The 21,361-nt window shown below is 58.7% G+C and carries 19 protein-coding genes and 1 pseudogene; 11 read left to right on the top strand and 9 right to left on the bottom strand.

Going from position 1 to position 21,361, the window contains the following annotated elements:
• Positions 1-62: 62 nt before the first annotated feature.
• From BJF97_RS12890 to pspA, 7 genes are all read right to left on the bottom strand, one after another.
• Positions 63-1,124 carry a YcjF family protein gene (locus BJF97_RS12890; RefSeq protein WP_032692728.1) on the bottom strand — a complete coding sequence of 354 codons (1,062 nt, stop codon included), beginning with the start codon at positions 1,122-1,124 and terminating at the stop codon, positions 63-65.
• Positions 1,121-2,518 carry a YcjX family protein gene (locus BJF97_RS12885; RefSeq protein ID WP_014229029.1) on the bottom strand — a complete coding sequence of 466 codons (1,398 nt, stop codon included), beginning with the start codon at positions 2,516-2,518 and terminating at the stop codon, positions 1,121-1,123. The genes BJF97_RS12890 and BJF97_RS12885 overlap by 4 nt, the downstream gene beginning before the upstream one ends.
• Positions 2,519-2,606: 88 nt before the next feature.
• Positions 2,607-2,921 carry a thiosulfate sulfurtransferase PspE gene (gene pspE / locus BJF97_RS12880; RefSeq protein WP_014229028.1) on the bottom strand — a complete coding sequence of 105 codons (315 nt, stop codon included), beginning with the start codon at positions 2,919-2,921 and terminating at the stop codon, positions 2,607-2,609.
• Between the two features lie 33 nt (positions 2,922-2,954).
• On the bottom strand, positions 2,955-3,185 hold the full coding sequence (gene pspD / locus BJF97_RS12875) for a phage shock protein PspD (protein WP_014229027.1): 231 nt from the start codon (positions 3,183-3,185) through the stop codon (positions 2,955-2,957).
• A gap of 19 nt (positions 3,186-3,204) precedes the next feature.
• Entirely contained in the window at positions 3,205-3,564 is a 360-nt protein-coding gene (gene pspC, locus BJF97_RS12870; RefSeq protein WP_004850207.1) for an envelope stress response membrane protein PspC, read from the bottom strand.
• Positions 3,564-3,788: an envelope stress response membrane protein PspB gene (gene pspB / locus BJF97_RS12865; RefSeq protein ID WP_004101459.1), complete on the bottom strand. Its 225-nt coding sequence runs from the start codon at positions 3,786-3,788 to the stop codon at positions 3,564-3,566. Before pspB ends, pspC begins: the two co-directional genes overlap by 1 nt.
• Positions 3,789-3,838: 50 nt before the next feature.
• The gene (pspA, locus tag BJF97_RS12860; RefSeq protein WP_004121203.1) at positions 3,839-4,507 is read right to left on the bottom strand and encodes a phage shock protein PspA; all 669 of its coding nucleotides are present in this window, start codon (positions 4,505-4,507) and stop codon (positions 3,839-3,841) included.
• A 152-nt stretch (positions 4,508-4,659) separates the two neighbouring features.
• Here pspA and pspF point away from each other — a divergent pair, with 152 nt between their 5' ends.
• Positions 4,660-5,649: a phage shock protein operon transcriptional activator gene (gene pspF / locus BJF97_RS12855; protein ID WP_014838225.1), complete on the top strand. Its 990-nt coding sequence runs from the start codon at positions 4,660-4,662 to the stop codon at positions 5,647-5,649.
• Here the strand turns inward: pspF and BJF97_RS12850 are convergent.
• Both BJF97_RS12850 and BJF97_RS12845 read right to left on the bottom strand, forming a co-directional pair.
• Positions 5,640-7,031 carry an MFS transporter gene (locus tag BJF97_RS12850; RefSeq protein ID WP_014229025.1) on the bottom strand — a complete coding sequence of 464 codons (1,392 nt, stop codon included), beginning with the start codon at positions 7,029-7,031 and terminating at the stop codon, positions 5,640-5,642. The genes pspF and BJF97_RS12850 overlap by 10 nt on opposite strands.
• Before the next feature lie 25 nt (positions 7,032-7,056).
• Positions 7,057-8,226: a M20 aminoacylase family protein gene (locus BJF97_RS12845; RefSeq protein WP_014229024.1), complete on the bottom strand. Its 1,170-nt coding sequence runs from the start codon at positions 8,224-8,226 to the stop codon at positions 7,057-7,059.
• A 169-nt stretch (positions 8,227-8,395) separates the two neighbouring features.
• Between BJF97_RS12845 and BJF97_RS12840 the strand changes: the two genes are divergently transcribed.
• The 10 genes and pseudogenes from BJF97_RS12840 (at position 8,396) to BJF97_RS12795 (ending at position 21,210) form a co-directional block, all read left to right on the top strand.
• Positions 8,396-10,702: a helix-turn-helix domain-containing protein gene (locus BJF97_RS12840; protein WP_032692729.1), complete on the top strand. Its 2,307-nt coding sequence runs from the start codon at positions 8,396-8,398 to the stop codon at positions 10,700-10,702.
• A gap of 170 nt (positions 10,703-10,872) precedes the next feature.
• Positions 10,873-11,157 carry a hypothetical protein gene (locus BJF97_RS12835; RefSeq protein WP_004850195.1) on the top strand — a complete coding sequence of 95 codons (285 nt, stop codon included), beginning with the start codon at positions 10,873-10,875 and terminating at the stop codon, positions 11,155-11,157.
• A 363-nt stretch (positions 11,158-11,520) separates the two neighbouring features.
• Positions 11,521-13,186: pseudogene (gene sapA / locus BJF97_RS33885) on the top strand (ABC transporter substrate-binding protein SapA).
• Complete coding sequence (sapB, locus tag BJF97_RS33880; RefSeq protein ID WP_014229022.1) at positions 13,183-14,148, top strand: putrescine export ABC transporter permease SapB; 966 nt, start codon at positions 13,183-13,185, stop codon at positions 14,146-14,148. The pseudogene sapA and the gene sapB overlap by 4 nt, the downstream one beginning before the upstream one ends.
• On the top strand, positions 14,135-15,025 hold the full coding sequence (gene sapC, locus BJF97_RS12820) for a putrescine export ABC transporter permease SapC (protein ID WP_004139490.1): 891 nt from the start codon (positions 14,135-14,137) through the stop codon (positions 15,023-15,025). The genes sapB and sapC overlap by 14 nt, the downstream gene beginning before the upstream one ends.
• Positions 15,025-16,017 carry a putrescine export ABC transporter ATP-binding protein SapD gene (sapD, locus tag BJF97_RS12815; protein ID WP_014229021.1) on the top strand — a complete coding sequence of 331 codons (993 nt, stop codon included), beginning with the start codon at positions 15,025-15,027 and terminating at the stop codon, positions 16,015-16,017. Before sapC ends, sapD begins: the two co-directional genes overlap by 1 nt.
• Position 16,018: 1 nt before the next feature.
• The gene (sapF, locus tag BJF97_RS12810; RefSeq protein ID WP_004850180.1) at positions 16,019-16,828 is read left to right on the top strand and encodes a putrescine export ABC transporter ATP-binding protein SapF; all 810 of its coding nucleotides are present in this window, start codon (positions 16,019-16,021) and stop codon (positions 16,826-16,828) included.
• A gap of 237 nt (positions 16,829-17,065) precedes the next feature.
• Entirely contained in the window at positions 17,066-17,854 is a 789-nt protein-coding gene (fabI, locus tag BJF97_RS12805; RefSeq protein ID WP_004121225.1) for an enoyl-ACP reductase FabI, read from the top strand.
• 182 nt (positions 17,855-18,036) lie between these two features.
• A complete protein-coding gene (locus BJF97_RS12800) occupies positions 18,037-19,194 on the top strand; it encodes a carboxymuconolactone decarboxylase family protein (protein WP_014229020.1) in 1,158 nt (385 codons plus the stop codon).
• 81 nt (positions 19,195-19,275) lie between these two features.
• Positions 19,276-21,210, top strand: a complete 1,935-nt coding sequence (locus BJF97_RS12795; protein WP_032692730.1) for an exoribonuclease II — start codon at positions 19,276-19,278, stop codon at positions 21,208-21,210.
• Positions 21,211-21,361: the final 151 nt, after the last annotated feature.

Here is a 21,361-nt window from a genome sequence, read left to right as displayed (position 1 = left end):
CTTCTGTGAAACGGTAGCCCGGCTAAGGCGTTCACGCCGCAAGCCGGGAATGCTTAAGCGACTTATTTTTCCGCGCCGCTTTTGCTCTTCTGCAACGTCTCTTTTAGCTGGCCGATCAGCTCGCGGCGAAAATCCCCCAGCCTCGGTTTATCGTCGGCGATCCACGGCAGCGGACGGCACAGCTCCATCGCCTTAATACCCAGCCGCGCCGTCAGCAGACCGGCGCCAATTCCCTGCGCCGCGCGCGCCGATAGCCTGGCCGCGAGATCCTGCGACATCCAGTCCATCCCGACTTCCCGCACCAGCTCGCTGGCGCCGGCAAAAGCGATATTCAGCAGCACCAGGCGGAACAGGCGCAGGCGGCTGTAGTAGCCCAGTTCAATACCGTACAGAGTGGCGATGCGGTTGATCAGACGTAAATTACGCCAGGCGATAAACGCCATATCCACCAGCGCCAGCGGGCTGACTGCAATCATCAGCGTCGATTCCGCCGCCGAACGGCTAATCTCACGCCGCGCCTGCGCATCCAGTACCGGCTGCACGATCTGCGCGTACAGGCTCACCACTTCACGATCGTTCTGCGTTTCATGGATCGCCGCATACCAGCGCTGCAGCGCCGGGTGCGAGTGATCCAGCCCCGCCTGCTGGGCCAGCTTTTCGCAAAAGGCGCGCCCTTTGCCAACCGCATGGCTGTGCATCAGGTCCCGCGCCTCATCGCGCTCGTGGGCGCGCTGGCGTAGTCGCCACAGCCGGCGCCATTCGGTCGCCACCGAACCGACGCCCGCCCCGACGATCAGCGCGCCGGCTGCGCAGCCGCCAAGGGCGATCCAGTCCTGCGTTTGCCAGGCGGTCATCGTCCACTGCACGCCCTGCGCCACGACGCTGACGCCAAAAATAGCCAGCCCGGCGCTGACCATCTTTCGCCACAGGCTGCGCTTAGGTCGCAGCACCGATTCCACCACCGCTTCCGCCGCGCCCTCTTCTTCTTCCGGCGCGTCGAGCCGCGCTGGAGCGAACTTCTCCGCATCGGCGCCGTCAAAAGCGCGCGCGGATTTCAGAATTTGCGCCTTTTCCACCTCCAGCGGGCCATCGAAATCGATACGCGGTTTTAAAGGTTCGGTCATCGCAATTTATCTCCGATCAAAAATTCCAGCGCCGCGTCGAGGCGAATATGCGGCAGCGGTTTATCAACGTCCATCACCTGCGGGCGAAAGTTTTCAAACTGAAAGCCCTGCTGCTCCCAGAAGGCCTGACCCGGCAGGCGCGCGGGCACTTCGCCGGGATAGACGGTCAGCGGCTGTCCGTCGCTTAGCCGATGCCCCCGCAGCGCAGGGATCTTCTCGCCGTTCACCTCGATAAGGCCGCTCTGCGTCGCCTGAATCGACGCCAGCCCCAGACAATCCATGCTGATGCCTTCAAACGCCGCGTTCTGCCAGGCATCCTGAATCAGCTGCTGCAGCAGCGACACCATATTGCTGTGCTGATCGACGGTGACGTGATCGGCTTTGGTCGCGGCGAACAGCAGCTTATCGATAACCGGTGAGAACAGGCGACGAAACAGCGTGCGCTGCCCGTAGTGGAAGCTTTGCATCAGCTGCGTCAGCGCGAGACGCATGTCGTTAAACGCCTGCGGCCCGCTATTAAGCGGCTGCAGGCAATCTACCAGCACGATCTGCCGATCGAAGCGCAGGAAATGATCTTTGTAGAAGCCCTTAACCACTTTCTCGCAGTAGTATTTAAAACGCTCGCGCAGCATTCCGGCATTGGTCTGTTTGTCCGCCTGCGCCAGCTTAGCTTCACCGGCGGCATCAACGTCCGGCCAGGGGAAAAACTGCAGCGCCGGCGCGCCGGCCATTTCGCCGGGCAGCACAAAGCGCCCCGGCTGAATGAAGTGCATCCCTTCGCGCTTACAGGTATGCAGATAGTCGGTCCACGCCGCGGCGATCTCCGCCAGACGGGTTTCATCGGCGGGCGCCAGCGGATCCAGTCCTTCGCATAGCTGACGCCAGCGCGCTGACCACTCCGCCCTCTGCCCCTGCAGTAATCCGGTCATCTGCCGTGACCAGGTCAGATAGTCCTGGGCCAGCATCGGCAGATCCAGCAGCCACTCGCCGGGATAGTCGACAATCTCCAGGTAGAGGGTCGAGGTCTCTTTAAAATGGCGCAGCAGCGAATCGTTGGAGCGATAGCGCAGAGCGAGGCGGATTTCGCTGACGCCGCGGGTGGGCGTTGGCCAGACCGGCGGCTGACCGTACAGCTGGGCCAGCCCTTCGTCATAGGTAAAACGCGGAATGCCGAAATCCCGCTGCGGGACGCGCTTGACGCCCAGCAGGCGTTCTTCACGCGCTGCGCTGAGCAGCGGCAGCCGCGCCCCGGCGTGAATATTGAGCAGTTGATTTACCAGCGCGGTGATAAAGGCGGTCTTGCCGCTGCGGCTAAGGCCAGTGACGGCCAGGCGGAGATGCCGGTCAACCCCACGATTCACCAGCGCATTAAATTCTGTTTTGAGTCGCTTCATCGCCATCCTGTTGAGCCTGAAGAACGAGGGAAATAGACATGAGGGCTAATCATAAAGTGCAATAGCCCCGCTGCGACGGGGCTGAAGATTATTTGCTGGCGCTTTTCGGCCTGGCGATCTGACTGAGGCCGCCGGCATTCACCACCTGCGTGTAGCCCATTTCGCTCAGCATCTGCTGAGCCTGGCCAGATTGCCGGCCAACGTTGCAATAGACGTGAATGGTATCGTTTTTATCCGGTACTTCAGCCGCAATCCGCGTTTTTAAGTCCGCCAGCGGAATATTCACCGCCCCGTCGACGTGTTCTTTTTGATACTGCTGCGGAACGCGGACGTCAATCCAGTGCTCCGCCGCGAAGACGGGTAAGGCCATGGCCAGCGCTAAACCCAGAAGCAGTTTTCGCATTTTATCATCCTGATAGAGTGAGTTTTTAGGCACTCATAACATACGCCATCCGCGACGTTTAGAAAACCGCTGCGCCGCCCGGCTGAGCATCGGTTCCAGAACAAGCATCAGCAGCATTTTCAGCGGCCGACGCGCGACGGATTTTACCGCCCAGCCTGCGACGCCCGCCGGGCCGTAGCGCAGCGCGGTGAGCAGCACCAGCTTGCCTGCGATTTTCAGACCCGGTTTGACTTTTTGCCCGGCCTGCTGCCATTTTATGTTCATCATTAACCTCAACTTTCAGTTATAGCTGGCGAAAACGACTGCGTAGCGAAAAGGTGTCGGAAGTGACGTAGCGTTCCATTTCACGCAGACGACGCTCCCCTGCTGCCAGCTCCTTATCCGCGGCGGCCAACAGCTCTCCGCTGCTCGGCGTTTTTTCACCATACAGCTCGCTTTCCGGCATAGGATCCAGCGCAAACGAGAGAATGATGTAGGCCACCACCACAAACAGGAACAGGCCAAAAATCATTGCCAGTACGGTAATCAGGCGCACCAGCTTAACCGGCACGTCCAGGTACTGCGCGATGCCGGCGCAAACCCCTTTCACCATGCCCTGCTGCGGAATGCGCCACAGTTTTTTACTCAGATCCAGTCCGCTCATTATTTCTCTCTCCAGTTCGGATGCTCAGCGTCAAGAATCGCCTCCAGCGCCTGAATACGCTCGCGCATGCGCTTCGCGTCATCGGTCAGCTGCAGCAGGCGCTGCTGTTCGTTCTGCGATAGGCTGCCGCTGGCGGTGCGGTTGTTGTAATGCAGCCAGAGCCAGACCGGCAAAACAAACAGCACAAACAACGTCAAAGGGATGGCGAGAAAAAGCATGCTCATGTGAACTCCTTGCTGATGGCGGCGGCACGTCTTGGTGCCGCCCGAAGACATTACTGGTTATTTTGATTCATTTTGGCTTTCAACGCCGCCAGCTGCTCGCTGATTTCATCGTCCGCTTTCAGATCGGCGAACTGCTGATCCAGCGATTTATCTTTACCGAAGCGGTGGCTTTCGGCTTCGGCTTCCATATGATCGATACGGCGTTCAAACGATTCAAAACGCGCCATCGCCTCGTCAATCTTACCGCTGTCCAGCTGACGGCGAACGTCGCGGGAGGAGCTTGCGGCCTGATGACGCAGCATCAGCGCCTGCTGACGGGCGCGGGTTTCGCTGAGTTTGTTTTCCAGCTCGCCAATCTCTTTTTTCATCCGCGCCAGCGTTTCATCAACCAGCTGCGCTTCGTTTTCCAGGCTGCCGATAAGGTCGGTCAGCTTCTGCTTTTCGATCAGCGCCGCACGGGCCAGATCCTCTTTCTCTTTACGCAGCGCCAGCTCGGCTTTTTCCTGCCATTCCGCCTGCTGGGCAACGGCCTGTTCAATACGACGGCTCAGCTGTTTCTTTTCAGCCAACGCCCGCGCCGAGGTCGAACGGACTTCAACCAGCGTGTCTTCCATCTCCTGGATCATCAGCCGAACCAGCTTCTGCGGATCTTCCGCTTTCTCCAGCAGAGAGTTAATGTTGGCGTTCACGATGTCGGCAAAACGAGAAAAAATACCCATAATTTCAATCCTCATAGTTCTGGTATCAGGCACCGGCCTGTGCCATGACTAATACAAATGCCGTGCCAAGTTTTTATCTTATTGATTTTAATGGAAGTGGTTGTTATCCGGCCAGCGCATTGCTAAAGTGACCTGGTGAATCACACTACTAAATGGCGAAATTCATCATGGCGGATTACAAGGACAACCTGCTCGGCGAGGCCAATAGCTTTCTTGAGGTGCTGGAGCAGGTCTCAAGACTGGCGCCGCTCGATAAACCAGTGCTGGTGATTGGCGAGCGCGGAACCGGCAAGGAGCTGATCGCCAGCCGTCTGCACTTCCTCTCTTCCCGCTGGCAGGGGCCGTTTATCTCCCTGAACTGCGCGGCGCTCAATGAAAATCTGCTCGATTCGGAGCTGTTCGGTCATGAGGCCGGCGCCTTTACGGGGGCCAGTAAACGTCACCCGGGGCGCTTCGAGCGCGCCGACGGCGGTACCCTGTTTCTCGATGAGCTGGCCACCGCGCCGATGCTGGTACAGGAAAAACTGCTGCGCGTGATTGAATATGGCGAACTGGAGCGCGTCGGCGGCAGCCAGCCGCTACAGGTTAACGTCCGCCTGGTGTGCGCGACCAACGCCGACCTGCCGCAAATGGTGGAAGACGGACTTTTTCGCGCCGACCTTCTCGACCGTCTGGCCTTTGATGTGGTGCAGCTGCCGCCGCTGCGCGAGCGCCAGAGCGATATCATGCTGCTCGCCACCCAGTTTGCTATCCAGATGTGCCGCGAGCTCGGACTGCCGCTGTTTCCCGGCTTTAGCGAACGCGCCGCCATGACGCTGCAGAACTACCGCTGGCCGGGGAATATCCGTGAATTAAAAAACGTGGTTGAACGCTCGGTCTACCGTCACGGCAGCAGCGAGCGCGAGCTGGATAATATTATTATTAACCCCTTCCGCCAGCAGCACGCGGCGACGCCCGTCGAAGTGGAGAAGACGCCAGGCCCCACGCTGCCGCTCGATTTACGCGCTTTCCAGCAGGAGCAAGAAAAAAGCCTGCTCGAGAGAAGCCTCGAACAGGCGAAGTACAATCAAAAGCAGGCGGCCGAACTGCTGGGGCTAACCTACCACCAGCTGCGGGCGCTGCTGAAAAAACATCAGCTTTGACCTGTACGCGGAAGCAGCAGCGCGCTCACCGCCATTGAACCCAGGCAGAGCGCGGCGTTAAACCACAGCGCATACTGCGCCGCGCTGGCCATGCCGAGCGGTAAAAACAGCGCAAAAAGTGACGCTGTCACCGCAATGCCCATCGCTCCGCCGAGCGAACTGCCCATCTTATAGATCCCCGAGGCCACGCCTACCTTATTCTCAGGAGCGTTAACCACCGCGGTGTCCGTTGACGGGGTGGCGTAGCAGCCCAGGCCGAAGCCAAACAGCACGTTGCTGAAAAAGACCGTGACGATATAGGTCGATTTATCGAGAAAGGTGCAGGAGATAAGAAGAATACCGACCGCGGTAAAGACCGGGCCGCTCATCATCGGCAAACGCGCGCCGTAGCTTTGCAGCAGCTTCTCGCCCACCCGAATCATCGCCAGCACGGTAACCAGATAGCCGAGCGTCATCATTCCGCTCTCCAGCGGGCTCAGATGATGCCCCTGCTGGAGCCAGATGCTGGCAATCATCATCGTACCGATAGCGCCGTTGAGCATAAAGTTCGACAACACCGCGGCGCTGTAGGCCCGGTTGCGAAACAGCGCGAAATCAATCAGCGCCGCGTCGCCCTTACGCTGGCCGCTGCGGATAAAAAACAGCCCCGAAGCCAGCGCGCCGGCCAGCATCGCCAGCGAGGTTGCGCTGGTCCAGCCCCAGCCGTGGCCTTTGCTGATAAACAGATTTAGCAGCACCAGCGCAAGGATCAGGCTGAGCAGGCCGCTGATATCCAGCTTATGCTGCTGCGCGCTGGCGCTGCGGCTTTCCGGCGTACCGCGCAGCAAAAACAGCGCCGCCAGCGCTACCGCGATGGAGAAAACAAAGATCCAGCGCCAGCCCAGACCGGTGGCGATCGCCCCGCCGACAAACGAGCACAGACCGCTGCCGCCCCACGAGCCGATGACCCAGAAGCTGACCGCCCGCTGGCGCGCTTTGCCTTCATACCAGGTTTTAATTAACGCCAGCGTCGCCGGCATGATGCAGGCGGCCGACAGCCCCTGTAAAACGCGCCCGGCCAGGAACAGCGCGGGTCCCTGAGAGAACACCAGCATTGCGCTACCGACAATGCTGAGGATCAGGCCCAGGGTAGTCATGCGCATGCGGCCGAATTTATCCGCCAGCCCGCCGCTGGCGACCACGAAGCAGCCGCTGAATAAGGCGCTCAGGCTCACCGCCAGGGTCAGGGTTTCCAGCGAAATATCGAGGCTGCTCTTCATCGCCGGAACCACGTTAATCACCGACTGGGCAAACAGCCAGAAGGTCAGAACGCTCAATACAATACCCGCCAGCAGACGATCGGTGCCGACGAACTGCGCTTCGCTTAGCGATACAGAACTCATAGCAGGGTCCTCTTCGTTGCGGACATTAACGCAAATAGTGTTCCGTCAGGGCGCACCACAGCGCGGCGCCTTTCAGCAACAGCGCATCGTTGAAGTCGTATCCCGGGTTATGCACCATGCAGCGATCCGCTTCGTCCCCGGCCCCGATGGTGAAATAGCAGCCGTTCGGATTACGCTCGAGCATAAAAGCAAAATCTTCGCTGCCCATAAACGGCTTCACCTCGCCGACCTGCGCCGCGCCAAACAGCGCGGTCGCCACCGTGCGGACCATCTCATTGGCAGCCGGATCGTTCCTTAAAACCGGGCTGCCGTTAACGTGGGATAAGGCGGCGCTGGCGTTAAAGCTCTCGGCCTGAGCAACGGCGATATCGTGAATGCGCTGCAGGACGGTCTCGCGAACCTGTTCGTTTAAGGTGCGCACCGTGAGCTTCATTAACACCTTGTCGTTGATAATGTTCGGGGCGTGCCCGGCCTGAATACTGCCCACGGTCACGACCGCTGGTTCAAACGGCGTGATGTTTCGGGAAACAATGGATTGCAGCGCCAGGGTGATATGACAGGCAACCAGCGTGGCGTCGACGGTATGCTCCGGTACCGCGCCGTGTCCGCCCACCCCTTTGACTTCAATATGGAGAGTATCCGAGGAGGCCATCATCGCCCCATCGCGCAGGCCGATTCTGCCTAACGGCTGCCCCGGCATATTATGCAGGCCAAAAATGGCATCGCAGGGGAACTGGTCAAACAGGCCGTCTTCCAGCATGACCCGACCGCCGTAGAGCAACTCCTCAGCAGGCTGAAAAATAAGCTGCAGGGTGCCGTTAAACTGCCGGGTGCGCGCCAGATATTCCGCGGCGTACAATAGCGTGGTGGTATGGCCGTCGTGGCCGCAGCCGTGAAAACGACCGTCGACCCGGCTGGCCCACGCTTTGCCGCTCATCTCCTGCATCGGCAGCGCGTCCATATCCGCCCGTAGCCCCAACCGTTTTTTACCCTCGCCGACGCGTAAAGTACCGACCACGCCGGTGCCCGCCAGACCGCGGTGAACCTGATAGCCCCATTCGCCGAGCAGGCGGGCAACCTCTTCGCTGGTTTTATGCTCTTCAAAACCAATTTCCGGCTGCTGATGGAAACGGCGGCGAAGCGCGACAAACTGCGCCTCGTTAACCTGTAATGCCTCAATAATCGGGTGTGTCATTTTTATTATTCCTGTGTTGTGTTTGCACGACACTTTCGAGTTTATGCATCCCTGTCGGCTTTAAAATGCGCTTTTTTGTTTTATAGTGACGGATTATTAATGAGTGTTTTTCATACAAAACGGTTATGACAAAAAATGACGTGCTGTTTTTTGTCTTCAGGAGGCGACGGTGGAGCATCATTCAGGCGACTTTCAGGTTGTGGTTCGCGATATCCGGCAGCTGAGCCAGCAGGAAAACGATGCTCTGACGCTGCTATGGCTGCTTGAGGGCAGCGTCGAACTCCGCGATGGCGAGACGGGTCGGTACCTGCAGGCCGATGAACTGGCGATAGTGAATCGTCATCGCCGCTGGAGCCTGCACAGCAAGACGGCGAACGTCGTGATGGCGCTGTCGCTGAACGCCGGATGGCTGACCCGCCTCGACGGCGATTTTTTTGCCTCCGTCTACCAGAGCAGCAGCGAAACGCGCGATGCCGAAGACACCCTGCGCTACCTGATGCGCCAGCTGCTGGTCCTCGGTCTGGTCAATCCGCAGGCCCACTACCGGCTGGAGGCCAACCGCTGGCTTAGCGAAATTGCTCTCCTGCTGGCGTCACGCTTCAGCCGTCCCCTCACCGCCCAGGCGCCTCGCGGAGCCGAACGCTGGAGCCAGCGAATTAACAGAGTGGTAGCGCGAATCGACGCCAACTATCAACGGCGCCTGTCGCTGCAGGAGATAGCCGCCGCGGAGTTTGTTTCTGAGGCCTGGCTCTCGCGTCTGTTCCGCAAAGAGGTGGGCGTCAGCTTTATGCAGTACATCACCGGGCTGCGCCTGCGCGAAGCCGCGGAGCAGCTGACGACGACGCGTCAATCGATACAGCAGATCGCTCAGCAGCAGGGCTTTGCCAGCAGCCGGGTGATGAGCGACCTGTTTAAACGCGAGCACGGCCTGACGCCGCGCCAGTTCCGCCAGCAGCACCCGCAGACGGCGGTCGAATCTCTCCGCCCGCACCTACAGCAGACCGAGCGATGGCAGCCGGTGTCAATCGATCGGCTGTACGCCCGGCTCAACGCGCCGCAAACCTACGGTCTGGATAGCCCGCCGCTGCGGCTCAGCCCCCAACAAACCCGCCATCTCGATGTTCGCGAACTCCCGGCGCGCGCCGCGCCGCTGCGTCACACCCGAATGGTGATTACCGTTCGCGAACTGGACGACCTGCTGCGCGAGGATGTCCGCCGCGAACTGGAACAGCTGCACGACGCGCTGCCGATATTCGCCATCGATATTCACGATCCGTTTCTCAGCAGCCGCCTGTTCGGCACCGGCTGGGACGATCCGCAAATGGCCGGGTATGCCTGCTGGTATAACCTGCAGCGCATTTTTAGCTGGCTGGCGACCCTTGGCTGGGCGGTGATACTGCATACCGGGCTCACCACCCGCGGCGACCTGCTGCAACGTTTCCTCTCTCTGTCCGCTAACCATTTTCCGCCGGCAACCCTCGCCAGCTGGCACTTCGTCTGGCACTGGTCCCCTCAGGCCAGCGACGAGGCCCGCCAGCACGCCTGGCGGCAACAAAAGGCGATCCTGCAGAGGCTATCGCCGCAGTCGGCGCTGGGGATCTGGCACCGTTTTCCTCAACAGGTGGAGGACGATCCCCTTCTGCGTTCACCGCTGCTGGTCGAGGCGGATTTTCTGGCCTGCCAGGCCGATGCTAATGAACTACTGGATCTCGCGCAGGTGGATAGCCAGAAACTGGCCGCCAGCGAAAACTATCCGGTACACAAATTGCGCAAACTTCATAGCGCGCTGCGCCAGCGGCAGCTCCTGCTGCCGCTTTGGCTGCTCTCGTGGAATACCCTCACCGGCGATACCCGCGATACCAACGGCCGTTTCTTTCGCGGCGCGCTGCTGATGGATAATCTGCTGGGACTGGCGGATCAGGTTTGGCTCGCGGGGTTCTGGCTGAATTCAGGGCTGCAGGGGGAAGCCCGCGCCAACGGCAAGCTGGATACTTCCAGCCTGGCGCTGCACTATCTCCACGGTCTGCCGCGACCGGTCTACTGGGTGCTATGGCTGTGGCGCAGGCTGCGGGGCGAGGTGGTGATCAACGACAAGAACTTGCTGCTGCTGCGCCATAACGGCCATTATCAGCTACTGCTGCGCAATACGGTGGTTTTCAATCCCTGGCTTTCCAGCGAGGAGGCGTTTATCCAGCGCTTTAGTCAGCCCTGGAGCGTGCGCCTGCTCGGCCTTGAAGGACGCTGGCGAATCAAACATCATCTGTTCGATCGGCACCATGGCGCGCTCTTCCCGCTGTTTGAGGCCTTTCGCAGCCAAAGCGGCCCGGACGATGAGGACTATCGCTGGCTGATGCACAGAGCGCGTCCGGCGCTGCGCGTCAGTGAAGAGACGCCGGATAGCGACCGCTGGCAGCTTGTCGATTCGCTGGAGAGCAATGCGCTGGCGCTTTATGAATTCACGCCGCTCGGCGATTGAAAAGTGACAGTGTCACTACCCTGCTTCTTTCTGCAAGCGGTCTGTGCCGTGAAAAATAGCTTTTGCTTGCGCGGCAGCACGTTCGCAATCGGTTAAAAAATTGTAACTAGCAAGATATCCTCATGTGAACTATCATCAGCGCATCATGACTCAATGGACTGAAAATAAAGATGATTCCGGTTAATCCTTCAACGCTCGGCCGCTATGCGGCGCACGTCAGCCTGGTCCATACCATGAAAAGCCACCGCGCGCCGGCGCTCTCGGTCATGATGATCTTTTCGGACCTGCTTATCCGCTCAACCGAAGATGCATATCGTCAACAGGGCTGGACAATTACGCCGCAAAACAGCGGCCTGGTACTGCGTACTTATGTTGCCCACCATCACGATGGCGAAAAGCTGGAAATTAATCCCAAAGATTATATCGCCCGCTATAACCGGCTCCTTCCCCTGTAGCGCCTCGACCGCCAGCCAGCCTTACAGCCACGGCTGGCTGGAGAAACCGCCAATAAAAAGATACCATGTGGCGGATATCGGGGCTTCGACGCAAATAAGCGCCATGCTCAATACCCATAGCTTGCTCAAGCCGTGCGGCAGATGAATCGAAAATACGCTTTGCTCAACCCCTCGCTTGCCTGATGACAAACGTCGGATGATTTACGAGGTATACTCGAAGTTAATAAGCGGTATGAATTTGAATCAGTTGGTCAAATAACCGACGCAGCCCTCGCTTATATTATCTCCATGAGCAATAAGGTGGTGGTAAATGTTATTTAATATTAATAAGATAGAGCCTTGCTCTATAATCAAAAAGAAACTATGCGCCTGAAATTGTCTTCTCTCCTGGCAGCGGTATGTATGCTGTACGGGCAAGCTTTTGCCGCGCCAGCGCTGCCTGCGCACGCGGATATTCGCGATAGCGGCTTCGTTTATTGCGTGAGCGGTCAGGTCAACACCTTCAACCCGCAAAAGGTCAGCAGCGGCCTGATTGTCGATACCCTGGCCGCCCAGCTCTACGACCGGTTGCTTGACGTCGATCCCTATACTTATCGCCTGGTTCCCGAACTGGCAGAAAGCTGGGAGGTGCTGGACAACGGCGCAACCTACCGCTTCCACCTGCGCAACAATGTGCCTTTTCAGACCACCGCCTGGTTCAAACCGACCCGCAATTTTAATGCCGATGACGTCATTTTCACCTTTGGCCGCATTTTTAATCGCGACCACCCGTGGCACAACGTTAACGGCAGCAGCTTTCCCTATTTCGATAGCTTACAGTTTGCCGACAGCGTGGAAAGCGTGCGTAAGCTGGATAGTCATACCGTCGAGTTTCGCCTCAAACGCCCGGACGCCTCGTTCCTGTGGCACCTGGCCACCCACTACGCCTCGGTGATGTCGGCAGAGTATGCCGCGAAGCTGGCGCAGAACGATCGCCAGGAACTGATCGACCGGCAACCGGTCGGCACCGGTCCGTTCCAGCTGGAGGAGTATCGCAGCGGTCAGTACATTCGCCTGCAGCGCCATCCGGCCTACTGGCGCGGTAAACCGCTGATGCCGCAGGTGGTGGTCGATCTCGGCTCCGGCGGCACCGGCCGCTTGTCAAAACTGCTGACCGGCGAGTGCGACGTGCTGGCCTGGCCCGCCGCAAGCCAGCTCTCTATTCTGCGTGACGACCCGCGTCTGCGCCTGACCCTGCGCCCGGGAATGAACATCGCCTGGCTGGCGTTTAACACCGCTAAGCCGCCGCTCGATAATCCTGAGGTACGCCATGCGCTGGCGCTGGCCATCAATAATCAGCGCCTGATGCAGTCGATCTACTACGGCACGGCGGAAACCGCCGCGTCTATGCTGCCTCGCGCCTCCTGGGCCTACGATAACGACGCCAGGATCACCGAATATAACCCCACGGAAGCCCGCGCCCGGCTGAAAGCCCTGGGGCTGGAAAATCTAACGCTTAAGCTGTGGGTGCCAACCAGCTCGCAGGCCTGGAACCCCAGCCCTCTGAAAACCGCCGAGCTTATTCAGGCGGATATGGCGCAAATTGGCGTGAAGGTGATTATTGTGCCGGTCGAAGGCCGGTTCCAGGAGGCCAGATTAATGGATATGAGTCATGACCTGACGCTGTCCGGCTGGGCAACGGACAGTAACGATCCGGACAGCTTTTTCCGTCCGCTATTGAGCTGCGCGGCGATTACCTCACAAACCAACTATGCTCACTGGTGTCATCGCGAATTCGACGAGGTGCTGCAAAAGGCGCTCACTTCCCAGCAGCTGGCCTCGCGTATTGAGGCCTATAAAGAGGCGCAGCGCATTCTTGCCAATGAACTGCCGGTGCTGCCGCTGGCCTCCTCCCTGCGCTTGCAGGCCTATCGTTACGACATGAAAGGCCTATCGTTACGACATGAAAGGCCTGGTGCTGAGCCCGTTTGGCAACGCCTCATTCGCAGGCGTCTCGCGGGAAAAAGAAGACGAGGTGAAAAAACCATGATTATTTTTACCCTGCGTCGCCTGCTGCTGCTGCTGATTACCCTCTTCCTGCTGACCTTTGTCGGTTTTAGCCTGAGCTATTTTACGCCCCACGCGCCGCTGCAGGGCGCCTCGCTGTGGAACGCCTGGCTATTCTGGTTTGAGGGCGTGCTGCACTGGGATTTCGGCGTTTCCAGCATCAACGGTCAGCTGATTTCCGAGCAGCTTAAAGAGGTCTTTCCCGCCACCATGGAGCTCTGTATCCTCGCCTTCGGCTTCGCGCTGGTGATCGGGATCCCCGTCGGTATGCTGGCGGGCATTATGCGCAACAAATGGCAAGATACCCTGATCAGCGCCCTGGCGCTGCTGGGCTTTTCGATTCCCGTCTTCTGGCTGGCGCTGCTGCTGACCCTGTTTTTCTCCCTTACCCTGGGCTGGTTTCCGGTCTCCGGGCGCTTCGATCTGCTGTATGAAGTGAAATCGGTCACCGGCTTTGCGCTGATCGACGCATGGCTATCCGACTCCCCGTGGCGCCATGAAATGATCGTCAGCGCGGCGCGCCACATGGTGCTGCCGGTGCTAACCCTGGCGGTAGCGCCGACGACGGAAGTGATCCGTTTGATGCGTATCAGCACCAGCGAAGTATACGACACCAACTATGTCAAAGCCGCCGCCACCCGCGGCGTATCGCGGCGGACGATTTTACACCGCCACGTCCTGCACAACGCCCTGCCGCCGGTGATCCCGCGCCTGGGACTCCAGTTTTCCACCATGCTAACGCTGGCGATGATTACCGAAATGGTCTTTAGCTGGCCGGGGCTGGGCCGCTGGCTGATTAACGCGATTCGCCAACAGGACTACGCCGCGATTTCCGCGGGCGTGATGGTCATCGGCGCGCTGGTAATTATTGTGAACGTGATATCCGATATTCTGGGTGCTATGGCTAACCCACTGAAACATAAGGAATGGTATGCCCTACGATAGCGTCTATCTGGAGAAGCGCCCGCCGGGTGCGCTACGCACCGTATGGCGAAAATTCTACGGCGATACGACCGCTATGATCGGCCTGTACGGCTGTGCGGCGCTGGCGCTGCTGTGCGTTTTCGGCGGCTGGTTCGCTCCTTACGGCATCGACCAGCAGTTTCTCGGCTACCAGCTGCTGCCGCCGTCCTGGTCGCGGTACGGCGAAGTGTCGTTCTTTCTCGGTACCGACGATCTCGGTCGCGACGTCCTGAGCCGCCTGCTGAGCGGCGCGGCGCCGACGGTCGGCGGCGCGTTTGTGGTGACGCTGGGCGCCGCCCTGCTGGGACTGGTGCTTGGCGTGATTGCCGGTTCTACCCACGGCCTGCGGTCGGCGGTGATGAACCATATTCTTGACACGCTGCTGTCGATCCCGTCCCTGCTGCTGGCCATTATCGTGGTCGCCTTCGCCGGGCCGCACCTCAGCCACGCGATGTTCGCCGTCTGGCTGGCGCTTCTGCCGCGGATGGTGCGTTCGGTCTACAGCATGGTGCATGACGAACTGGAAAAAGAGTACGTTATCGCCGCCCGCCTTGACGGGGCCTCGACGCTGAATATTTTATGGTTCGCGGTGCTGCCGAATATTACCTCAGGCCTGGTCACCGAGATCACCCGCGCGCTGTCGATGGCGATCCTGGATATCGCTGCGCTGGGCTTCCTCGATCTCGGCGCTCAACTGCCTTCCCCCGAATGGGGAGCGATGCTCGGCGACGCGCTGGAGCTGATTTACGTGGCGCCGTGGACGGTGATGCTGCCGGGTGCGGCAATCATGATAAGCGTCCTGCTGGTTAATCTGCTGGGCGACGGGATCCGCCGCGCCATCATCGCCGGGGTGGAATAATGCCGTTACTCGACATCCGTAATTTAACCATTGAATTCAAGACCAACGAAGGCTGGGTAAAAGCCGTCGATCGCGTCAGCCTGACACTCGCCGAGGGGGAAATACGCGGCCTCGTCGGGGAGTCCGGCTCCGGCAAAAGCTTAATAGCTAAAGCGATATGCGGCGTCACCAAGGACAACTGGCGGGTAACCGCCGACCGCATGCGCTTCGACGACATCGACCTGCTGCGTCTGTCGGTGCGCGAGCGGCGTAAGCTGGTGGGCCACAACGTCTCAATGATTTTTCAGGAGCCGCAATCCTGTCTCGACCCTTCCGAACGGATCGGCCAGCAATTAACGCAGAATATCCCCGGCTGGACCTTTAAAGGACGCTGGTGGCAGCGCCTGGGCTGGCGCAAGCGGCGCGCCATCGAGCTCCTGCACCGCGTCGGGATCAAAGATCATAAAGATGCGATGCGCAGCTTCCCCTACGAGCTGACGGACGGAGAGTGCCAGAAGGTCATGATCGCCATCGCGCTGGCTAACCAGCCGCGGCTGCTGATCGCCGATGAGCCGACTAACGCCATGGAGCCGACAACGCAGGCGCAAATCATCCGCCTGCTGACGCGGCTGAACCAAAACAACAACACCACTATTTTGCTGATCAGCCACGATATGCAGATGCTCAGTAAATGGGCGGACAAAATCAACGTGATGTACTGCGGGCAGACGGTGGAAACCGCGCCGAGCGAAGAGCTGGTGACGATTCCTCATCACCCTTACACGCAGGCGCTGATTCGGGCGATTCCCGATTTCGGCAGCGCCATGCCGCACAAGAGTCGGCTCAACACCTTGCCGGGGGCGATCCCTTTGCTCGAACAGCTGCCCATCGGCTGCCGGCTCGGGCCGCGCTGCCCCTATGCCCAGCGCGAATGTATCGAAACGCCCCGGCTGGTGGGCGCCCGTAACCACCTCTATGCCTGTCATTTCCCGCTGAACATGGAGAAAGAGTGAAATGGTCGAAACATTGCTTGAAGTGCGCAATCTGAGTAAGACCTTTCGCTACCGCACCGGCTGGTTTCATCGGCAAACGGTGGAAGCGGTTAAGCCGTTAAGCTTTACCCTGCGCGAGCGCCAGACGCTGGCGATTATCGGCGAGAACGGCTCCGGCAAGTCAACGCTGGCAAAAATGCTCGCTGGAATGGTCGAACCCAGCACCGGCGAACTGCTGATTGACGATCGCCCGCTGGCGTTTGGCGATTACTCTTTCCGCAGCCAGAAGATTCGTATGATCTTTCAGGATCCGTCGACCTCGCTCAATCCGCGGCAGCGTATTTCGCAAATCCTCGATTTTCCGCTGCGCCTGAATACCGACCTCGAACCCGAAGCGCGGCAGAAGCAGATTATCGAAACGTTGCGAATGGTTGGCCTGCTGCCGGACCACGTCAGCTACTACCCGCATATGCTGGCGCCGGGACAGAAACAGCGTCTGGGCCTGGCGCGCGCGCTGATCCTGCGTCCGAAGGTCATCGTCTGCGATGAAGCGCTGGCGTCGCTGGATATGTCAATGCGCTCGCAGCTGATAAACCTGATGCTGGAGCTGCAGGAAAAACAGGGTATCTCCTACATTTACGTGACTCAGCATCTGGGCATGATGAAGCACATCAGCGATCAGGTGCTGGTGATGCATCAGGGCGAAGTGGTCGAACGCGGCAGCACCGCCGACGTTCTGGCGTCTCCGCTGCACGAGCTGACAAAACGCCTGATTGCCGGCCATTTCGGCGAGGCGCTGACTGCCGATGCCTGGCGTAAAGACGGTAAATAAACCGAGGCGTAAATTGCACGGCGCTAGCGCCAGGTCGCCGTCATATCCGATGGTATACTCTTGTATACACGGTAGCCAAAGCGCGATATGACGTGGCGAATGGCAGAAAAATATCGTGACACAAGGGGTCGTCAGTGAGATATAATTCCCGGCTAAATTTGAGTTATTTCGAAATAACAATGCTAACCAAATGATTGTTAAAGTAAAAATACGCAATAACGATAAGGATTAAAAGCTATGGGTTTTCTTTCCGGTAAGCGCATTCTGTTGACTGGCCTTGCCAGCAAACTGTCCATCGCCTACGGCATCGCGCAAGCCATGCATCGTGAAGGGGCTGAACTGGCGTTCACCTATCAGAACGAAAAACTGAAAGGTCGTGTGGAAGAATTTGCCGCCGCGCTGGGCTCTAATATCGTCCTGCCGTGCGATGTCGCGGAAGATGAGAGCATCGAGTCTCTGTTCACCGAGCTGGCAAAAGTGTGGCCGAAGTTCGACGGTTTCGTCCACTCTATCGGCTTTGCGCCGGCAGACCAGCTGGACGGCGACTACGTTAACGCGGTCACTCGTGAAGGTTTCAAAATCGCTCACGATATCAGCGCCTACAGCTTTGTGGCGATGGCGAAAGCCTGCCGCGGTATGCTGAACCCGGGCTCCGCGCTGCTGACGCTCTCCTACCTGGGCGCAGAGCGCGCCATCCCGAACTACAACGTGATGGGTCTGGCGAAAGCCTCTCTTGAAGCTAACGTGCGCTACATGGCGAACGCCATGGGCCCGGAAGGCGTTCGCGTTAACGCCATCTCTGCCGGTCCGATCCGTACCCTGGCGGCTTCCGGTATTAAAGATTTCCGTAAGATGCTGGCGCACTGCGAAGCGGTCACCCCGATCCGTCGCACCGTCACCACTGAAGACGTGGGCAACAGCGCAGCATTCCTGTGCTCCGACCTGTCTGCCGGCATCTCCGGCGAAGTCGTTCACGTTGACGGCGGCTTCAGCATCGCCGCCATGAACGAGCTGGAACTGAAATAAGTTCGTTACCCTCCTCGCGCCCGCGAGGAGGGGTATTTCCCCCGCGCTTTCCTTCTGTTATTCCAATCCGCTATTTGTTAGCACGGATCAATATTTTCTCCCGCTCCAGGGTTAAGCCAGGATAGTTCCGCATAGCATGACCGCGAAACGGCGGTTTGCCACATACCGAACAAGGAACGCCCATGGAGCAACGCCGCGTTAACGGCAAAAACCACTGGTATCATGAGACCCAGTCAACAATCTGCCCGGTGGATGTATTGCCGCTCGTCCCTGAAGCCGCCCATGTCGAAGATCGTTTTCTACTCGATCTGACTCTCCCCCGGGAGCTGCTCGAGGCGCATGCGCGCTGGCTTACGCCCGCCCGTCGGCTGGCAGATGCCCTCTTTCCCGCGTCAGTGACGGTTAACCGTCTACAGACATTTAGCGCCTATGACCGGCTAAGTACGGCGCTGACCGTCGCCCAGGTTTATGGCGTACAGCGCCTGTGTAATCACTACGCCGCTCGCCTGGCGCCGCTTCCCGGCCCGGACTCCTCGCGTGAGAGCAACCGTCGTCTGGCGCAAATTACCCAGTATGCGCGTCAGCTCGCGAGCTCTCCTTCGCTGATCAACGCGCTCGCCCGCAGCCAGCTGGACGAAGTCGGCCTGACCAGTCGCGATATTATCCTTATCAATCAGATTATTGGCTTTATCAGCTTCCAGGCCCGCGCTATCGCCGCCTTCCATGCCGCGCTGGGTTACCCGGTGCGCTGGATCCCCGGCATGCCGCAGCAGGAAGATGCCCCGGAAGCGCTTTTCGTCGCGAGGGAGAGTGACTGGCAGCCAGGACTTGACGACGCGGACTTACGCTATGCCGACGATGAGCGCCAGTCTCTTTTAGCGAACTGGCGAAAACATCCGGGCCTGTTTGAACTTGCCCCGCTGCTGGCGGCTCAGGAACCTCCTCTGGCTCTGCAGGAACAGCTTCTGACCCACCTCAGCGATCGACAACCGTTCGCCGCGCAGGTGGCGCTGATCGCTGCGCGGATTAATGGCAGCATCAGCTGCTTTAACGCGTGGGCCTCGCGATGTCCAGATTTAGCCGATCTCACGGACGCTTTGCGTGGTAATGAATCCGGCGTCCAGCCATGGGGAGACAACCCGTCAATGGAACGCCAGCTTCTACAATCCGTACAGCTTTTGACCCGCGCGCCCGACCGCTTCAGCGCCGCCCAGCTAACTCCCCTCACAGATTACGGGCTTTCCCGTAGCGCGGCTATCGATCTACTCGCCTGGTGCGGGCTGTGCGGTTGGATGAATCGGCTGAAAATCGCCCTCGGGAATGTACGTCAGGAGACGTAAAATGCTGAAACAGCGCTTGCTGCGGCAGGCATATTCGCGTAAAAATGTCAGCCGCTCTTTTAGCCACGAAAATACGAAATTATGTTTCAGGACAACCCGCTGCTAGCGCAGCTTAAACAGCAACTGCATTCCCAGACTCCGCGCGTTGAAGGGGTCGTTAAGGGGACGGAAAAAGGATTTGGCTTCCTCGAAGTCGACTCGCAGAAAAGCTATTTCATTCCGCCGCCGCAAATGAAAAAAGTGATGCATGGCGATCGTATTATCGCCGTGGTCAATACTGAAAAGGAACGCGAAAGCGCTGAGCCTGAAGAACTGGTTGAGCCGTTCCTGACGCGTTTTGTCGGCAAAGTTCATAAGAAAGACGATCGTCTTTCCATCGTTCCTGACCATCCGCTGCTGAAAGATGCCATTCCTTGCCGCGCCGCGCGCGGCGTAGAGCATGATTTTAAAGAGGGTGACTGGGCCGTTGCCGAAATGCGCCGTCATCCGCTGAAAGGCGACCGCGGTTTCTACGCTGAGCTCACCCAGTACATTACCTACGGCGACGATCATTTCGTTCCATGGTGGGTCACCCTGGCGCGTCATAATCTGGAAAAAGAAGCGCCGGACGGCGTGGCGACCGAGATGCTTGATGAAGGTCTGGAACGCCGTGATTTAACGGCCCTGGCTTTCGTGACCATCGACAGCGCCAGCACCGAAGATATGGACGATGCGCTGTACGTTGAGCAAACCGCTGACGGCAAGCTGCATCTGACCGTCGCTATCGCCGATCCGACCGCGTGGATTGCCGAAGGCAGCAAGCTGGACAACACGGCGAAAATTCGCGCCTTTACCAACTATCTGCCGGGCTTCAACATTCCGATGCTGCCGCGCGAGCTCTCGGACGACCTCTGCTCTCTGCGCCCCAACGAGGTTCGCCCGGTTCTGGCCTGCCGCATGATCCTCGCGGATGACGGCGCCATCGAAGATGATATTCAGTTCTTCGCGGCGACCATCGAGTCAAAAGCGAAGCTGGCCTACGATGATGTTTCCGACTGGCTGGAAAATAACGGTGGCTGGCAGCCGGGAAGCGAGACTATCGCCCAGCAAATTAAGCTGCTGCAGGAGGCCTGCCTGCGTCGTAGCGAATGGCGTAAAAACCACGCGCTGGTATTCAAGGACCGCCCGGATTACCGCTTTGTGCTTGGCGACAAGGGTGAAGTGCTGGATATCGTCGCCGAACCGCGTCGTATCGCCAACCGCATCGTTGAAGAGTCAATGATTGCCGCCAACATCTGTGCCGCCCGCGTGCTGCGCGACAAACTCGGTTTCGGCGTTTATAACGTCCACACCGGTTTCGATCCGGCCAACACCGAGCAGCTCGCGGCCTTACTGAAGACTCACGATGTGCACGTTGACCCGGTGGAAGTGCTGACGCTGGAAGGCTTCTGCAAGCTGCGTCGCGAGCTGGACGCGCAGCCGTCTGGTTTCCTCGATAGCCGTATTCGTCGCTTCCAGTCGTTTGCGGAAATCAGCACCGAGCCGGGCCCGCACTTCGGCCTGGGTCTTGAGGCCTATGCGACCTGGACTTCCCCGATCCGTAAGTACGGCGATATGATTAACCATCGTCTGCTGAAAGCGATTATCAAAGGGGAAGCGATCTCCCGCCCGCAGGATGACGTTGCGATCCAAATGGCTGAACGCCGTCGCCTCAACCGCATGGCGGAGCGCGATGTTGGAGACTGGCTGTACGCCCGCTATCTGAATCCGCAGGCCGGCACCAATACCCGTTTTGCAGCTGAGATTATCGATGTCAGCCGCGGCGGCATGCGCGTGCGTTTGGTTGATAACGGCGCGGTTGCCTTTATCCCGGCGCCGTTCCTTCACGCCGTGCGCGATGAACTGGTGTGCAGCCAGGAAAACGGCACCGTGCAGATCAAAGGCGAAGTCGTCTACAAAGTCACGGATGTTATCGACGTCACGATTGCCGAAGTGCGCATGGAAACCCGTAGCGTGATTGCGCGTCCAGCCGCCTGATAGTTCACCTGTGCGGCTCCCTTATATGGAGCCGCATTTTAGCCCTTCCCGTTGTTTTTCTGCGCGTTGCCCACGAATCATTGTAGATGAGTTAGTTTGTGCGTTTTTTTCGCTTCTCTTTTTCATCCGTTTTTAGCATCATTGATTTTAT

This window comes from Klebsiella sp. LTGPAF-6F (genome assembly GCF_001753185.1).
Taxonomy (GTDB): domain Bacteria; phylum Pseudomonadota; class Gammaproteobacteria; order Enterobacterales; family Enterobacteriaceae; genus Klebsiella; species Klebsiella michiganensis.
This window is presented reverse-complemented; position numbering and strand designations above follow the sequence as displayed.

Coding starts and splice junctions, on each gene's coding strand:
- pspC (WP_004850207.1), bottom strand. CDS start 3,564: ATGAGCGGACTGGATCTGAGTAAAAAACTGTGGCGCATTCCGCAGCAG.
- sapF (WP_004850180.1), top strand. CDS start 16,019: ATGGTCGAAACATTGCTTGAAGTGCGCAATCTGAGTAAGACCTTTCGC.
- BJF97_RS12890 (WP_032692728.1), bottom strand. CDS start 1,124: ATGACCGAACCTTTAAAACCGCGTATCGATTTCGATGGCCCGCTGGAG.
- pspE (WP_014229028.1), bottom strand. CDS start 2,921: ATGCGAAAACTGCTTCTGGGTTTAGCGCTGGCCATGGCCTTACCCGTC.
- pspF (WP_014838225.1), top strand. CDS start 4,660: ATGGCGAAATTCATCATGGCGGATTACAAGGACAACCTGCTCGGCGAG.
- BJF97_RS12845 (WP_014229024.1), bottom strand. CDS start 8,226: ATGACACACCCGATTATTGAGGCATTACAGGTTAACGAGGCGCAGTTT.
- sapC (WP_004139490.1), top strand. CDS start 14,135: ATGCCCTACGATAGCGTCTATCTGGAGAAGCGCCCGCCGGGTGCGCTA.
- pspA (WP_004121203.1), bottom strand. CDS start 4,507: ATGGGTATTTTTTCTCGTTTTGCCGACATCGTGAACGCCAACATTAAC.
- pspB (WP_004101459.1), bottom strand. CDS start 3,788: ATGAGCATGCTTTTTCTCGCCATCCCTTTGACGTTGTTTGTGCTGTTT.
- pspD (WP_014229027.1), bottom strand. CDS start 3,185: ATGAACATAAAATGGCAGCAGGCCGGGCAAAAAGTCAAACCGGGTCTG.
- fabI (WP_004121225.1), top strand. CDS start 17,066: ATGGGTTTTCTTTCCGGTAAGCGCATTCTGTTGACTGGCCTTGCCAGC.
- BJF97_RS12885 (WP_014229029.1), bottom strand. CDS start 2,518: ATGAAGCGACTCAAAACAGAATTTAATGCGCTGGTGAATCGTGGGGTT.
- BJF97_RS12850 (WP_014229025.1), bottom strand. CDS start 7,031: ATGAGTTCTGTATCGCTAAGCGAAGCGCAGTTCGTCGGCACCGATCGT.
- sapD (WP_014229021.1), top strand. CDS start 15,025: ATGCCGTTACTCGACATCCGTAATTTAACCATTGAATTCAAGACCAAC.
- BJF97_RS12800 (WP_014229020.1), top strand. CDS start 18,037: ATGGAGCAACGCCGCGTTAACGGCAAAAACCACTGGTATCATGAGACC.
- BJF97_RS12835 (WP_004850195.1), top strand. CDS start 10,873: ATGATTCCGGTTAATCCTTCAACGCTCGGCCGCTATGCGGCGCACGTC.
- BJF97_RS12795 (WP_032692730.1), top strand. CDS start 19,276: ATGTTTCAGGACAACCCGCTGCTAGCGCAGCTTAAACAGCAACTGCAT.
- sapB (WP_014229022.1), top strand. CDS start 13,183: ATGATTATTTTTACCCTGCGTCGCCTGCTGCTGCTGCTGATTACCCTC.